General features: G+C 69.2%; 14 protein-coding genes. 5 read left to right on the top strand and 9 right to left on the bottom strand.

The window, feature by feature from the left end:
- Positions 1–231 precede the first annotated feature (231 nt).
- Positions 232–474: a hypothetical protein gene (locus CCN51_RS04280; RefSeq protein ID WP_086859265.1), complete on the bottom strand. Its 243-nt coding sequence runs from the start codon at positions 472–474 to the stop codon at positions 232–234.
- A 1,461-nt stretch (positions 475–1,935) separates the two neighbouring features.
- Between CCN51_RS04280 and CCN51_RS04275 the strand changes: the two genes are divergently transcribed.
- Together CCN51_RS04275 and CCN51_RS04270 are read left to right on the top strand one after the other, a co-directional pair.
- Positions 1,936–3,012 (top strand): alkene reductase, encoded by a 1,077-nt coding sequence (locus CCN51_RS04275; RefSeq protein ID WP_170061282.1) that lies wholly within the window; start codon positions 1,936–1,938, stop codon positions 3,010–3,012.
- A gap of 153 nt (positions 3,013–3,165) precedes the next feature.
- Positions 3,166–3,669, top strand: a complete 504-nt coding sequence (locus CCN51_RS04270; protein ID WP_425444741.1) for a MarR family winged helix-turn-helix transcriptional regulator — start codon at positions 3,166–3,168, stop codon at positions 3,667–3,669.
- 86 nt (positions 3,670–3,755) lie between these two features.
- Here the strand turns inward: CCN51_RS04270 and CCN51_RS04265 are convergent, their stop codons facing one another.
- Positions 3,756–4,649, bottom strand: coding sequence for an alpha/beta fold hydrolase (locus CCN51_RS04265; protein ID WP_245881577.1), 894 nt, complete (start codon positions 4,647–4,649; stop codon positions 3,756–3,758).
- 20 nt (positions 4,650–4,669) lie between these two features.
- Positions 4,670–5,620, bottom strand: coding sequence for a Rossmann-fold NAD(P)-binding domain-containing protein (locus tag CCN51_RS04260; protein WP_245881576.1), 951 nt, complete (start codon positions 5,618–5,620; stop codon positions 4,670–4,672).
- A gap of 88 nt (positions 5,621–5,708) precedes the next feature.
- Between CCN51_RS04260 and CCN51_RS04255 the strand changes: the two genes are divergently transcribed.
- Together CCN51_RS04255 and CCN51_RS04250 are read left to right on the top strand one after the other, a co-directional pair.
- Positions 5,709–6,362 (top strand): TetR/AcrR family transcriptional regulator, encoded by a 654-nt coding sequence (locus CCN51_RS04255; RefSeq protein ID WP_425444742.1) that lies wholly within the window; start codon positions 5,709–5,711, stop codon positions 6,360–6,362.
- A gap of 121 nt (positions 6,363–6,483) precedes the next feature.
- The gene (locus CCN51_RS04250; RefSeq protein WP_014174139.1) at positions 6,484–6,870 is read left to right on the top strand and encodes a nitroreductase/quinone reductase family protein; all 387 of its coding nucleotides are present in this window, start codon (positions 6,484–6,486) and stop codon (positions 6,868–6,870) included.
- A gap of 45 nt (positions 6,871–6,915) precedes the next feature.
- Here CCN51_RS04250 and CCN51_RS04245 read toward each other — a convergent pair whose 3' ends face one another.
- The 6 genes from CCN51_RS04245 to CCN51_RS04220 are packed head-to-tail and all read right to left on the bottom strand — an operon-like array spanning position 6,916 to position 12,144.
- Positions 6,916–8,364, bottom strand: a complete 1,449-nt coding sequence (locus CCN51_RS04245) for an aldehyde dehydrogenase (RefSeq protein WP_014174138.1) — start codon at positions 8,362–8,364, stop codon at positions 6,916–6,918.
- A complete protein-coding gene (locus CCN51_RS04240) occupies positions 8,364–8,585 on the bottom strand; it encodes a tautomerase family protein (RefSeq protein WP_014174137.1) in 222 nt (73 codons plus the stop codon). Before CCN51_RS04240 ends, CCN51_RS04245 begins: the two co-directional genes overlap by 1 nt.
- 1 nt (position 8,586) lies before the next feature.
- A complete protein-coding gene (locus tag CCN51_RS04235; RefSeq protein ID WP_014174136.1) occupies positions 8,587–9,366 on the bottom strand; it encodes a 2-keto-4-pentenoate hydratase in 780 nt (259 codons plus the stop codon).
- Entirely contained in the window at positions 9,363–10,451 is a 1,089-nt protein-coding gene (gene dmpG / locus CCN51_RS04230; RefSeq protein WP_014174135.1) for a 4-hydroxy-2-oxovalerate aldolase, read from the bottom strand. The genes CCN51_RS04235 and dmpG overlap by 4 nt, the downstream gene beginning before the upstream one ends.
- Positions 10,448–11,353: an acetaldehyde dehydrogenase (acetylating) gene (locus tag CCN51_RS04225; protein WP_014174134.1), complete on the bottom strand. Its 906-nt coding sequence runs from the start codon at positions 11,351–11,353 to the stop codon at positions 10,448–10,450. Before CCN51_RS04225 ends, dmpG begins: the two co-directional genes overlap by 4 nt.
- On the bottom strand, positions 11,350–12,144 hold the full coding sequence (locus tag CCN51_RS04220) for a 2-keto-4-pentenoate hydratase (protein ID WP_014174133.1): 795 nt from the start codon (positions 12,142–12,144) through the stop codon (positions 11,350–11,352). The genes CCN51_RS04225 and CCN51_RS04220 overlap by 4 nt, the downstream gene beginning before the upstream one ends.
- Positions 12,145–12,341: 197 nt before the next feature.
- On the opposite strand from CCN51_RS04220, the gene CCN51_RS04215 reads away from it, so the two are divergent.
- Positions 12,342–13,355, top strand: a complete 1,014-nt coding sequence (locus CCN51_RS04215) for a fumarylacetoacetate hydrolase family protein (RefSeq protein WP_245881574.1) — start codon at positions 12,342–12,344, stop codon at positions 13,353–13,355.
- Positions 13,356–13,372 lie beyond the last annotated feature (17 nt).

The following is a 13,372-nucleotide window of genomic DNA, read 5'->3' as shown; positions in this document are numbered from 1 at the left end:
TCCCCCAGCCCCCCTGCCGTCCCCGAGCCTTCCCCGGCCTGGGCACCGGCTGCGACGGGCGCGTCGGAGACGGCGGCGCCAGGCAGCACCAGGACCAGAGGGTAGAGGGACAGCAGCGGCGGCGGTGGTTCCGCCGCCGCTGACCGCGTGCCGTATGGCTGCTGCCGGAGCCGGGGTGGTCGGCGGGTTGTAGGAGGCCACCGCTTCCTCGAGCGCGGCTGTCGCGTGCGCTTACGCCGCGATGCGGCTGAGGAGGGTGTGGATGCTGCTGCCCCGGGTGTTCCCGTTGAGCACCACGTACGGCTTGATGACGGTGTCGTCGTCCACCAGTGCGGGGTGGTACACCGGCTCGGGCGCCAGGCGCGTCATGTTGCGCAGAGCCTCCCGCGCCGCGGTCTCGACGGTGCACAGGTAGGCCCTCTCTCCCTCCGTTTGGGCTCCCGCCTCGATCGGGTTCTGGACTGCGGTAAGCACCGCGCCGTTCCTCCTTGACCAGACCCCGGGCCTTGGTCCAGGCGCGGAGCGAGGTACAGATCCGCCGGGCACCTGGGTCGGCTCCCCTGCCGTGCCGACGATCCCCGGCCGCCCGGGCGCCGAACGATGTCGGGCTCGGGTGAAGTCTGGAAGCGCTGTACGCGCTCTGACCGCTCAACACCCGCCGCCCGGCGGGCCGGCGGGACATGCGGGAGACGGCTGGCAGTGGTCGTCTGGGGCGGTTCTCGGGTGAACGCGAGGGCGCGGCGATCCCAGCGGGTGCCCCGCCCTTGTCGTGTCCGGCGGTCAGCGCCAGGTCTGCTGCTGGTACGCCGTCATCGGGTCATAGCCGGAGGCCAGGACCTTCGCCGAGTTCCCGTGCGGTCAGGGCGGCTATGCGTTCCGTGCTCCGGGGGGCACGTACACACCGGATGACAACGGAGTCAGGCCTGCCCGCGGCGCCCCGCGTCATCCCAACACCCCCGGCGCAGTGGCTCTGTTCACGAGAACTCGTGAATAAAGCCAGTCATACCAAGGCGGCGGTGAGTACGCCGCCGCCCCGCCAGCGACGAACAGACCCACGACAGGCTCCACCGCGCTCATGGGCCCTTCCCTCGAAGCTGCGGGCCCTTTGCATCACAGGCCGTTCCCTACCGATGCCTACCATTCCCAAACGCAGGGGCGTGGACGTGCCTTCGATCAACCGGCAGACATGCGGCCGGCCCCGTGCCCGCGTGCGGGCCGAACCGCGTGGCCGCCGACATACGCTGCCCGCCCGAGACCCGCCTGCCGGGCGAGCAGCATGTGCGGCTACCAGGCCAGTCTCCATGCCGATGAAAGCTTACGAGCCGACCCTGGCACAGCGTGCGAACGACGTCGGCTGTCCCGCGGAAGAATCTCCCAGTTCCTTTGGCCGGCATGGAGCGCCCTCACTCGCCACGGGCTCAGCATCGGTGAGTGGCGCCGGCCGCGCCGTGGGTCTCGGCCACAAAGGAAAGCGTGGGCCGGTAGTTCGGCCCGTCAGCTGGTCGTGACAAGGAAACGGGGGAACGATGGACGCACGGTACCCCCCAGGAGTTCTGTCTGATCGACCCGGTGTTCTAAACGGGCGTCGCGAAGATGTTGATGCGCTCTCCCGCCTGCCTCTAGGCGGCGTGCGGCATGTCGGCGAACTTCGCCATGTGGCGTGCTGACTTGGTCGTCCTTTGCCGCACACGATCCCGAGTGGTCGACCAAATTATCAAGCGGGCACCTTCACTCATCGACACCTCCTCCTCCCACTCGAGGTCCCAAAACCCCAGCTAGCAGCGCTATTCAGACATGTGCCGCTCGTCACAATGTGCGCCGGAAACGATTCTTAGTGTTTACTTGTTCGGACAGCAAACGGCGCGAGAGCGAGCGCCAGTCCGTCAGAGCTGCTGCCTGTGCAGCGGTATCTTCTGTGAAGCAAGGAATGTGATCATGTCGACGGCCTTTGAGTCCTACGACCTGTCCGGTACGCGTCTGTCGAACCGGATCGTGATGGCTCCGATGACCCGCAGCCGCGCCTACGGTTCCGGGCAGTCCCCGACCGACCTGATGGCCGAGTACTACGCGCAGCGGGCGAGCGCGGGGCTGATCGTCACGGAGGGCACCCAGCCGTCGGTGATCGGCCAGGGCTACCCCGACACTCCGGGCATCCACTCCGCCGAGCAGATCGATGCCTGGCGCAAGGTGACCGACGCCGTGCACGCCGAGGGCGGTGTGATCTACCTGCAGCTGATGCACACCGGCCGGGTGGGACATCCCTCCCTGATGGGCCTGACCCCGGTCGGCCCCTCCCCGGTCCAGGCGAAGGGTCAGGTCTACACCCACGAGGGTCCGCAGGACTTCGTCACTCCGAAGGAGCTGACCGAGGACGAGATCCCGGAGACGATCGCCGACTACGCCACGGCGGCCCGCAACGCCGTGGAGGCCGGCTTCGACGGGGTGGAACTGCACGGCGCCAACGGCTACCTCATCCACCAGTTCCTCGCCCCGAACTCCAACACCCGCACCGACGCCTGGGGTGGCAGCCCCGAGGCCCGTACCCGCTTCGCGGTCGAGACCGCCAAGGCCGTCGTCGACGCCATCGGTGCGGACAAGGTCGGCTTCCGCATTTCACCGGCCAACCCCTACAACGACATCGACGAGAACGACCGCACCGACGTCGACGCCACCTACACCGCCCTCGTCGACGCCCTCGCACCGCTGAACCTGGCCTACCTGCACCAGATGGAGGCCCCCGAGGTCCGCGACCTCACCCTGCGCCTGCGCAAGGCCTGGCCCACCACCTTCATCCTCAACCCGTTCACCGGCATGGAGCCCACCGGGCCCGAGGAGCTGAAGCTGATCGAGGACGGCGTCGCCGACCTCATCGCCTACGGCGGCCTCTTCCTCGCCAACCCGGACCTCCCCGCCCGCCTGCAGCAGGGCGGCCCCTTCAACGCCCCCGACCGCGCCACCTCCTTCGGCGGCGACCACAAGGGCTTCACCGACTACCCCTCCCTCAACTCGTAGCCGACAGCACCCAGCCATACCGCGGCGCCCGCACCGGCCACCGACCCGGCGGGCGCCGCGGCGCGTCAAGGCACCAGGGCCAATCCCTGGCGCGAAGCGTCCGGAGGATCGATGAGCAGCAGAACAGGAGTCGACGGGCCGGCGGGGACACCGTTGTCGGCCGACATCGAGGCGGCCGCGCTGATCGCACACTGCGACAACCTCAGTCACCACATCGTCCGCGTGGCCCGGCAATTCCGCATGGCCTCCAGTCAGTTGCTGCGTGAGGTCGGGCTCCACCCGAGCCAGGAGGTCGTCATGAAGGTGCTGTGGGAGCGCGGCCGGCTGCGCCAGGTGGACCTCGTCCAGCTCGTCGGCTCCGACGCCGCGACGATGACGCGTACCGTCCGGCGCCTGGAGCAGGCCGGCTTCGTGCGCCGTGTCCCCTCCCCCACCGACAAGCGGTCCGTGATGGTCGAGCCGACCGCTGCCAGCATCGCTCTGCGCCGACAGGTCGAGCAAAGCTGCGTCGAGTTGGAGGAACTCATCACGAACGGCCTCACTGATGCCGAGCAGAGTCAGATGCGCGCGATACTCGCGCGACTGGAGCAGAACATTGCCGATCATCTGTCGACGACTGCTCAGCCCCCTGGCGACGACACCTACGGCCCCTCCTGATGGTCCGTCAGCTCAGCTGAGGGAAGGACGGCAACGCCGACCTGGCCGACCCTCGCAGGAGTCGGCAGGGTCGGCGAATGCGGACGTTATCGGGTGAAGAACGCGGTCAGGTGCTGGGCGACGGCGTCGGGCTGCTCCTCGGCGAGGAAGTGACCGGACCCGTCGACCTTGACCACCTTGGCGTCGGGCGCCGTGCGGGCCAGCGTGGTCCGCGCGGGCTCGTAGGTGTGCGGACTGGTCAGGGCGAGGATAGGCGGCGTCAGGAAGCCGTAGCCCTTCTCGTCCTCGATGTCCTGTGCAAAGGCCTGGTACCAGCCGTTGGACGCCCTGATCGCCTCCGGTGTGGAGTATGCCTGCGCGTAGACGGCGCGATCGAAGTCACTGATGGCGGTCGGGTCGGCCACCAGGAGATCCAGCATCGCGTCGACCAGATGACGCGAGCGCCCCTCCAGCAACTTCTCCGGCAGACCGCGCAGTTGGTTGAAAGCGAACCACCACGCGACAAACTGCCCGGGCCGGGGCAGCACGCTGAACTTGAACCAGCTCTCCTCGGGATGCAGCACGTCCAGCAGCGCGATGCGGCCGGCGGCTTCGGGGTGGTTGGCGGCGAAGCTGTACGCCACGGTGGCGCCGATGTCATGACCGGCGATGTCCACGCGTGCATGGCCGAGGAGGTGGGCGAGCGCCAGGATGTCGCCGGCCATCGTCCTCTTGTCGTAGCCGGCCTCCGGCTTGCCCGAGGACCCCATGCCCCGCAGGTCGACGGCGATCACCTGGTGCCGCCGTGCGAGCGTCGGCATGATCTTGTGGAACTGCCACCAGGTCTGCGGCCATCCGCCGAGCAGGAACAGCGGGTCCCCCTGGCCGCCGATCACGTAGTGCAGGTCGATGCCGTTCACTTCGGCATGACGGCTGTCGAAGTCGCCGTCCAGTGACCGCGCGAGTTCGGCATCGGACGGTATGGAGGTCACGTCGGCCACTTGTCGGACGGTTCGTTCTGTCATCGGTTCAGCGCGCTGTGCAGGAGCGCTTCCGACGCCGACAGGTAGCGATCGATGTAGCCCTTCCCGAGCCCTTCGGTGGGCAGGATGGGCTGGGCCTTGTTGTTGAACATGAGCCCCGTGCGGCCCTCGAGGTCCTCCGTGAACAGAAGGGGCACGATGCGCTCCCCGTAGGTCTCCGGCGACGGCCCCGTCAGGCCCACCAGGGACTCGGCCAGGCGGTGGCCGATGCTGCCCTCGCCCAGGTAGTTGGAGCGGATGCCGGTCTTGATGAAGCCGGGGTTCAGACCGAAGTACGCCGGGCCGGGGAGCCTGTCGGGTCCGGCGAGCACGAGCATCTCGTTGCCGGCGACGGTGTTCATGTGCGCCACCATGGGCTTGTACGCCTTCTCCGAATTCAGGTCGTCGAGGTCGCCGACCATGCCCGTGCCGGGAGCACCCATGACGAACACGCGCGGCTGCGCCGCACCCCCGGGACGCCCGGTACCCAGCCTGGGGCTCAGTCCCTGGAGGACTGCCAGTCGGCTCAGGTAGCTGATCGCCATGTCCCGCTCGAGGCCCTCGCGGGTCACCTCACGGGTCTTGGCCGCCATGATCCCGAGTGAGAAGTAGGCGACGTCGTAGGACTCGACCGGGAGCTCCTCGCCCAGGCGTACGGCTTCGCGCATCGACGACAGGTCCGCCTTCACGAAGGTCAGCCGGTCCGACGGGGTGTCCCGGAACGTCCGGCCGACCACGGTCACCTCGGCGCCACGCTGAAGGGCCTGCCGGGCGACGGCCTGACCGAGACCGCCCGTGCCGCCGAAGACGATCAGCCGCTTGGACGACAGGTCGAGGCGCTCGATCGGCGTCGTGCGGATGGCAAGGCTGCGGTCCACGACTCCGCTCAGCCGCTGCTTCGGCTTCCTGGGGGCTTTTGAGCCGCTGGAAGGATCGTTGGGTGCGTTCACGGGACGTCCGTTTCACAGGTCGATAAAATGTGGTCGACCAAAGATAACAGAAGGGGACTTCACCCCGCTTAGCTCTTGGTGCCGTACGCTGCACCGCGTGGAACGAGTCGCAATCCCCCTGGGCAGGCTTCGCGGAGAGCGGGCCGACGCCGCACGCAACCGCGAACTCCTCCTGCGGACGACCCGCGAGATGATCGCCGAGCTCGGGGTGGACAAGGTCACCATGGATGGTCTGGCCGAGCGGTCCGGACTGGGCAAGGGCACGGTGTACAGGCGGTTCGGCACCCGCGCGGGGATCTTCCACGCGGTGCTGGACGACGACGAACGCGCCTTCCAGGAGCACGTACTGTCCGGCCCGGCGCCCCTGGGCCCCGAGGCCGAACCGGTCGCCCGCCTGATCGCCTACGGTCGCGCCCGGATCTCCTTCCTGCTCGCCCGCATCGCGATCGCCCGCGCCGCGCTCGACCGCAACCGGCCGGTCCCGGCCGGGGAGGGCAGCGTCTCCCAGTTCCACATCCGCATGCTCCTGCGCCAGGCACGCCCGGGGTTCGCGGACCTCGACGCCTTGGCGGTTCAGCTCACCGCCGCCCTCGAGGGCCCGATCCTGCTCTACCTGTCCATGCCGGAGGAGACCGATCCCAGCCGCCACGTCGAGCGACTGGCCGGGAGCTGGGAGTCCCTTGTCGCACGCATCTGCCGGACTAACCGGGACAATCCCGACCACATATCGAAGTCTGATTGACCAGCGATTGGCCAGCAAATATTTTGCTGGCCAAGGAGGTCACATGAGCTTCGACGCATCTTCCGGGACGCATGGCGCACGTCAACCCGGGCGAGGTACCCGGTGGTTCAACAAGTGGACCATGAAGCGCATACGCCGCAAAGGCGGAGGCAAGCTGATGGGGATGAACGCCCTGGTCCTGACGACCACCGGCCGCAAGAGCGGTGAGCCACGCGAGTCACCCGTCGGTTGGTTCCCTGGCCAGGACGGCAGCTGGATCATCGTGGCCTCGGCGGCCGGGGCCGCCAAGAACCCGGCCTGGTACTACAACCTGTCCGCCCATCCCGACAAGGCGCAGGTGCAGATCGGAAGCCGCAAGGTGGACGTCGTCGCCGAGCAACTCCACGGCGAGGAGCGAATCGGGGCGTGGCGGCAGATCACCACCGCCGCGCCCCGTTTCGCGCAGTACCAGGTGAAGACTGACCGTGAACTGCCGATCATCCGCCTGATACCCCGCTCCCCCGACTGAGCCGCCGTCGCCGTCGCCGTCGCCGTCGGTTGGCGATCCGGGGGATCAGCGGCTGTCCGCCGCCTCATCGATCTGCATCACCACGGCCTTGGGCTCGGTGAAGAACTCCCGGCTGAAGGTGCCGCCTTCACGGCCGATCCCGGAGTCGCCCGCACCGCCGAAGGGCGCCCGAAGGTCCCGTACGAAGAAGCAGTTGACCCAGACCGTGCCTGCCCGCAGCGCTGCCGAGACCCGGTGGGCACGGTGCAGGTTCTCCGTGAACAGCATCGCGTTGAGGCCGTACGTCGTGTCGTTGGCCAGCTCGACCGCCTCAGCCTCGGTGCTGAACGGGATCACCACGACGACGGGGCCGAAGATCTCCTCGCGGGCATGCCGGGCCTTGTGATCCATGCCGGTGATCACGGTGGGGCGTACCGTCCAGCCCTCGCCGAGGCCACCGGTGCGCAAGGTGCCGCCCTGTTCCGTGATCGTGTCCACGTAACCGGCGACCTTCGCGTGGTGTTCGGCGGAGGCCAGCGGTCCGATCTGGGTGGCCTCGTCCTTGGGATCGCCGACGACCATCGCGTCCGCCGCGGCGACGAACCGGGCGAGGAACTCGTCGTAGATTTCCCGCTGGACGTAGAGCCGGGAGCCGGCGAGACACACCTGGCCCGAGTTGGTGAACACGGCCCTGATCGACCACTCGACGGCGTTGTCCAGATCGGCATCTGCGAAGACCAAGTTGGCGCCTTTGCCGCCGAGTTCAAGGCTGACCGGGGTGAGGTTGCGGGCCCCGGCGGCGGCGATGACGCGGCCGGTGCCGGACTCGCCGGTGAAGGTGATGCGGTCCACGGCCGGGTTCTCGGTGAGGGCTTGCCCCGCCGAGTCGGGGCCGTAGCCGTGGACGACGTTGAACACGCCGGGCGGCATGCCCGCTTCGAGGGCCAGCCGGGCTATCAGGGTGGCCGAGACGGGGGTGTCCTCGGCGGGCTTCAGCACCACCGTGTTGCCCCAGGCGAGGGCCGGTGCGACCTTCCAACTCTCCAGCATCATCGGGAAGTTCCACGGGGCGATAGCCGCGACGACTCCGGCCGGGCCGTAGCGGGTGTACGCGTGGTGGCCGGTGTCCATCGGATAGGCCTCGGACGTGGACAGCCTCGCGTGGTCGGCGAAGAAGCGGAAGTTGGCGGCTGTACGCGGTACGTCGTTGCCGCGGGACTGGGTGATCGGCTTGCCCATGTCGCGGGTGTCCGCCATGCCCAGGTCGTCGGCGTGCGCCTCGATCAGGTCGGCCAGGCGGTGCAGGATGCGGCCGCGTTCGGCAGCGCCCATGCGCGGCCAGGGCCCGGTGTCGAAGGCTCGGCGGGCGGCTGTCACGGCTCGGTCGGCGTCGGAGCCGTCGCCGAGCGCGATCTCCGCCCAGTCCTGGTGGGTGTGGGGGTCGAAGGAGGAGAACGTGGCACCCGAGAGCGAGGCCACCTCCTCGCCGTCGATCATATGGCTGTAGAACTCCATCAGCTCGTCCCTCCCCCGGCCGCGCTCGCCGCCGCCTCGCGTTCGGCGATGGTGACGTCGCCGGCCGCCCAGTGCGTCTTCGGCAGTTCGCGTACGGCGACCCGGACGCTCTGCTGGGGTACGTCCAGCGCCTTGACCACGGCACCGGTCACTTCGTGGATGAGTGAGCGGATCTCGTCCGGCGTACGGCCATGAACCATCGTCACTTCGATCAGCGGCATGTCAGCCTCCTGTCAGGTGGAGCGAACCGAGGTGGGTGAAGTGCACGGCCACCGTGGTCCCGGGCGGCACGTGAACGGCGTCGGTCATGCCGCCGGTGAGGACGAGCCAGCCCGGCTCAATCGCAAGGCCCCGGCGGCCGAGTTCGTTGGCGGCCAGGGCCAGTGCTTCGGCGGGGTGGCCCTGGACGGCGGCGCCGGTCGCGCTGTCGGCGACCTGGCCGTCGACCTCGACCAGGCATGCCTCTATCGCGAGGTCGAGCTTCTCGGGCGGCACGCCGACGGGGCCGGTGACGAAGCGCCCGGAGGAGGCGTTGTCCGCGGCCACATCGGGCAGGGTGAAGCGGAAGTCGCGGTAGCGGCTGTCGATGACCTCGATGCCGCCGTGCACCGACCCGACCGCGGCCAGCGCGGTGGCGGCGGTGACGCCGGGGCCGGCCAGCCGGTCCTTCATGACGAAGACGATCTCCGGTTCGGCGCGCGGGTGGATCAGCCGGTCCTGCGGGACCGGTGCACCGGCCGGGAGCAGCATCGCGTCGGTCAGCCAGGCGGTGAGCGGGGCGGCGATGCCCATCCGCTCCTGCTTGGCCCGCGAGGTCAGGCCGAGTTTGACGCCGACGATGTGCTCGCCCCGGTTGAGCCTGCGTTGCAGGGTCTCGTCCTGGACCGCGTACGCCATGTCCAGGTCGAGTTCGGGCCACTCGTCGGTGATCGGGCCGCGGTCGGTGCGGGTGTCTTCCGCCTCCAGCAGGGCTGTGGCGGCGCGGTCGAGATCCCAGGTCATCGGTCTGCCCCCGCCTTCTCTCGTTCTTCGGCGAGCCGCAGCGCGATGTCGATGATCATGTCCTCCTGGCCGCCGACATAGCCCGCCTCGCCGACCTGTTCGAGGATCTCGTGGGCGGGAACTCCGTAGCGTTCGGCGGCTCGTTCGGCGTGCAGCAGGAAGCTGGAGTAGACGCCTGCGTAGCCCTGCACGATGGAGGAGCGGTCCATCCACGGCAGCCGGGGGATGAAAGGCTTCACCACGTCCTGGGCGGCGGCCAGGGCCAGGTCGACGTCGACGCCGGTGGGGATGCCCATCCGTTCGAAGGTGGCTGCGAGCACCTCTGTGGGCGAGTTTCCGGCACCTGCGCCCAGCGCGCACAGAGCGCCGTCGATCTGCTGGGCGCCGCCCTGGTAGGCGAGGACGGAGTTGGCGACGCCGAGGGAGAGGTTCTGGTGGCCGTGGAAGCCGACCTGTGCTTCGTGGCCGATCTCGTTGACGAGGGCCTGGACCCGGGCCTGTGCGTCGGTGAGTACCAGGGCGCCGGCCGAGTCGACGACGTACACGCACTGGGCGCCGGCGTCGACCATGATCCGGGCCTGATTGGCGAGTTCGTCGGGGGCGATGCGGTGGGAGAGCATCAGGAAGCCGACCGTCTCCATGCCCAACTCCCGCGCGGCGGTGAAGTGTTGGACGGAGGTGTCCGCCTCGGTGCAGTGGGTGGCGATGCGGGCCACGCTCGCTCCGACGGCGTGAGCGCGCTTCAGTTCGGTGACCGTGCCGACGCCGGGCAGCATCAGGACGGCGATCTTCGCGCGGGTGGCCTCGTCGACGGCGGCCCCGATCAGCTGGATCTCGTCGACCTTGGAGAAGCCGTAGTTGAAGCTGGAGCCGCCGAGGCCATCGCCGTGGGCCACTTCGATGATCTCGACGCCCGCCTTGTCCAGAGCGTGGACGACGCCGCGCACCTGTTCCTCGGTGAACTGGTGCCGCATGGCGTGCGAGCCGTCCCGCAGGGTGGAGTCGGTGATCCGCAACCTGCGCGGCTCGGCGGTCCCTTCGGGGGGCGTCTCAGGTGTCGTGCCGGTGGTCGTTTCGGGGGTCATGAGGTCACCGCCGTCGTCTTCGCGCCCGCCAGCAGCTCGCCCACGCGAGCGGCCGCGGCCGTCATGATGTCCAGGTTTCCGGCCCAGGGCGGCAGGTAGTCGCCCCGGCCGCGCACCTCCAGGAAGACAGCCACCCGCGCCTGGTCCTTCCACTCGGGGCGCGGGTCGTCGAACTGCGGGTCGGCGCGCAGCGTGTAGCCGGGCACGTACTCGGCCGCCTCGTCGACCATGCGGACGATCGACTCACTGATCGCGTCGCGGTCGGCGTCCTCCGGGATCGCGCAGAACACGGTGTCCCGCATGATCATCGGCGGTTCGACCGGGTTCATGATGATCACGGCCTTGCCCTTGCGGGCGCCACCGACCTGCTCGATCGCCTGCGCGGTGGTCTCGGTGAACTCGTCGATGTTCGCGCGGGTGCCGGGTCCGGCGGACCGGGAGGCGATCGACGCGACGATCTCGGCGTACGCGACCGGCACCACGCGGGAGACCGCGTGCACGATCGGGATGGTGGCCTGTCCGCCGCAGGTGATCATGTTGATGTTGGGGGCGTCCAGGTGCTCACCCAGGTTCACCGGCGGGCAGACCAGCGGGCCCACCGCCGCCGGCGTCAGGTCGATCGCCTGGATGCCTGCCTCGGCGTAGCGCTTCGCGTTGGCGATATGCGCCTTCGCCGAGGTCGCCTCGAAGACCAGCTCGGGCAGCTCGTCGCGGGACAGCAGCCAGTCGACTCCCTCCGCGGACGTCTCCAGGCCCAGGTCGCGTGCCCGGGCGAGGCCGTCCGAGGCCGGGTCGACGCCGACCATGTAGCGCACGTCGACCGTCTCGCCGTGCAGCAGCTTGGCCAGCAGATCGGTGCCGATGTTGCCGGGGCCGACGATGGCCGCGATCGCCTTGCTCATGAGGTCTCCTCGGTGAAACGTGCCGTGACGCTGCCGAGTCCGGCGTAGGCCGCCGTGACGGTGTCCCCGGCGGCGACCGGCACGGAAGCGGTGATGGAGCCGGGCAGCACGACATGCCCGGCCTCCAGGACCACACCACGCGTGCCGACGGTGTTGGCGAGCCACACCAGTGAGGTGAGCGGCGAGCCGAGCACCGCGCCACTCGCGCCGGTGCCGACGAGGTCGCCGTTGCGGTGCAGCGTGCAGCCGGCAAGGCGGAGGTCGACGTCGGTGAGCCGGGCGGGGGTGCTGCCCAGGACGACTCCCCCGGACGAGGCGTTGTCGGCGATGGTGTCGATGATGCCGATGCGCCAGTCGCGGATGCGTGAGTCGATGAGCTCCAGGGCGGGCAGCACGAAGTCCACCGCCGCCGCGGCCTCGGCCACGGTGACGCCCGGGCCGGTCAGGGACTTCTTGAGCACGAACGCGATCTCCGGCTCGACGCGTGGCTGCAGGAACCGCGACGCCGGAACGGGCGCGTTCTCCAGCCAGAACATGTCGTCCAGCAGATGGCCGTAGTCGGGCTGGCCGACACCCATCTGACGCTGCATGGCGGGCGACGACAGGCCGACCTTGTGGCCCTTGATCCGGGCGCCGGCCTCCACCCTGCGGCGGATCTGCACCAGCTGGATCTCGTAGGCGTCGGCGAGTGTCAGCCCGGGATACTTGTCCACCAGCGGCTCGACCGGGACCCGGGTGTCGTAGGCGGCGAGCAGGGTGTCCGCTGCCTCGGTCAGCGTCGCGTCGGTCATGACGTCACCCCCTCGCCCCGCTCCGCCGGGCGTGCGATCAACTCCGTCATTGGCGATCTCCGATCGGGTCGGTTCAGGTGCGCGCCGGGCTGGGCCGGCAGGCGATCCACGCTCAAACTGTGTGCACTTTCGCGGACCGAAGTCAACCCTTGGTCGACCTATTGACTGGCGATGAAACTGTATGCACTGTGGTCGTCATGGCCGCCAGGCAGCGTTGCATCGAGTCATTGCCAAATGGTAGGACGGCCAATAATCGAGCTTCGGGAGTTCGGATGACCGTATGGAGTTTGGTGACCTGCCGCCCTGAGGGCCGCGATGCGGAACCAGCGGAGTCATTCGTCGCGGCCGCCGACGCCGACGGGCGCGTGTGGCGCCATCCGGACCTGGCGCGCTACCCCGACGTGGGGGCGGCGCTGCGTGACTGGACAGAGCTGGAGCCGGTCCTGCGCGACTGGCAGCCGGCGGACGGCAAGTCCCTGGACGGCGTACGGCTCCTCACGCCGATCCCGTCGCCGGGCAAGCTCGTCTGCGCCGGCGCCAACTACAGCGACCACTTGCAGGAGATGGGCGTCGGCGACGTGCCGCCGGGCATGGAGCCGTACTTCTTCCTGCTGCCGCCGACCACGATCGTCGGGCCGGACGACGCCATCGAGATCCCGGACAACCCGGAAGCCCGGGTGGACTGGGAGGCCGAACTCGGCGTGGTGATCGGGCGGCGCGTCCACCAGGTGCCGGTGGAGTGGGCGTTGGAGGCGGTCGCGGGCTACACGATCGTCAACGACATCTCGGCGCGCGGCCTCCATGCCCGGCCAAACCCCCTGGCTCCGCCGTTCGCCTTCGACTGGCTCGCGTCGAAGGGACGGGACACCTTCACCCCGATCGGTCCCGGCGTGACGCCGTCCTGGTTCGCGCCCGACCCCCAGTCGCTGCCGATCCGTCTGTGGCGCAACGGCGTGCTCGAACAGGACGGCAACACCAAGGACATGATCTTCGGCGTGGCGCAACTCATCTCTGCGGCCAGCCAATTGATGACCCTTGAACCCGGCGACGTGCTCGCCACCGGCACACCCGCCGGCGTCGGCGCCGCCAAGGGCCTGTCGCTGCGCCCGGGCGACGAACTGCACATCGACATCAACCCCCTGGGCGCCCTGCGCAATCACGTGTGGCGTGCAGGCGAGCCGTCTGCCCAGCGGGACCCGCAGGTGGCCTGAGAAACCTTGGAGCAGGG

The organism is Streptomyces milbemycinicus (genome assembly GCF_002154605.1).
In the GTDB taxonomy this organism is placed as follows: domain Bacteria; phylum Actinomycetota; class Actinomycetes; order Streptomycetales; family Streptomycetaceae; genus Streptomyces; species Streptomyces milbemycinicus.
The sequence above is the reverse complement of the archived record's forward strand: the minus strand, read 5'-3'. Positions and strand labels throughout refer to the sequence as shown.

Coding starts and splice junctions, on each gene's coding strand:
- CCN51_RS04225 (WP_014174134.1), bottom strand. CDS start 11,353: ATGAGCAAGGCGATCGCGGCCATCGTCGGCCCCGGCAACATCGGCACC.
- CCN51_RS04220 (WP_014174133.1), bottom strand. CDS start 12,144: ATGACCGACGCGACGCTGACCGAGGCAGCGGACACCCTGCTCGCCGCC.
- CCN51_RS04215 (WP_245881574.1), top strand. CDS start 12,342: ATGGCCGCCAGGCAGCGTTGCATCGAGTCATTGCCAAATGGTAGGACG.
- CCN51_RS04245 (WP_014174138.1), bottom strand. CDS start 8,364: ATGGAGTTCTACAGCCATATGATCGACGGCGAGGAGGTGGCCTCGCTC.
- CCN51_RS04250 (WP_014174139.1), top strand. CDS start 6,484: ATGAAGCGCATACGCCGCAAAGGCGGAGGCAAGCTGATGGGGATGAAC.
- CCN51_RS04235 (WP_014174136.1), bottom strand. CDS start 9,366: ATGACCTGGGATCTCGACCGCGCCGCCACAGCCCTGCTGGAGGCGGAA.
- CCN51_RS04275 (WP_170061282.1), top strand. CDS start 1,936: ATGTCGACGGCCTTTGAGTCCTACGACCTGTCCGGTACGCGTCTGTCG.
- CCN51_RS04240 (WP_014174137.1), bottom strand. CDS start 8,585: ATGCCGCTGATCGAAGTGACGATGGTTCATGGCCGTACGCCGGACGAG.
- dmpG (WP_014174135.1), bottom strand. CDS start 10,451: ATGACCCCCGAAACGACCACCGGCACGACACCTGAGACGCCCCCCGAA.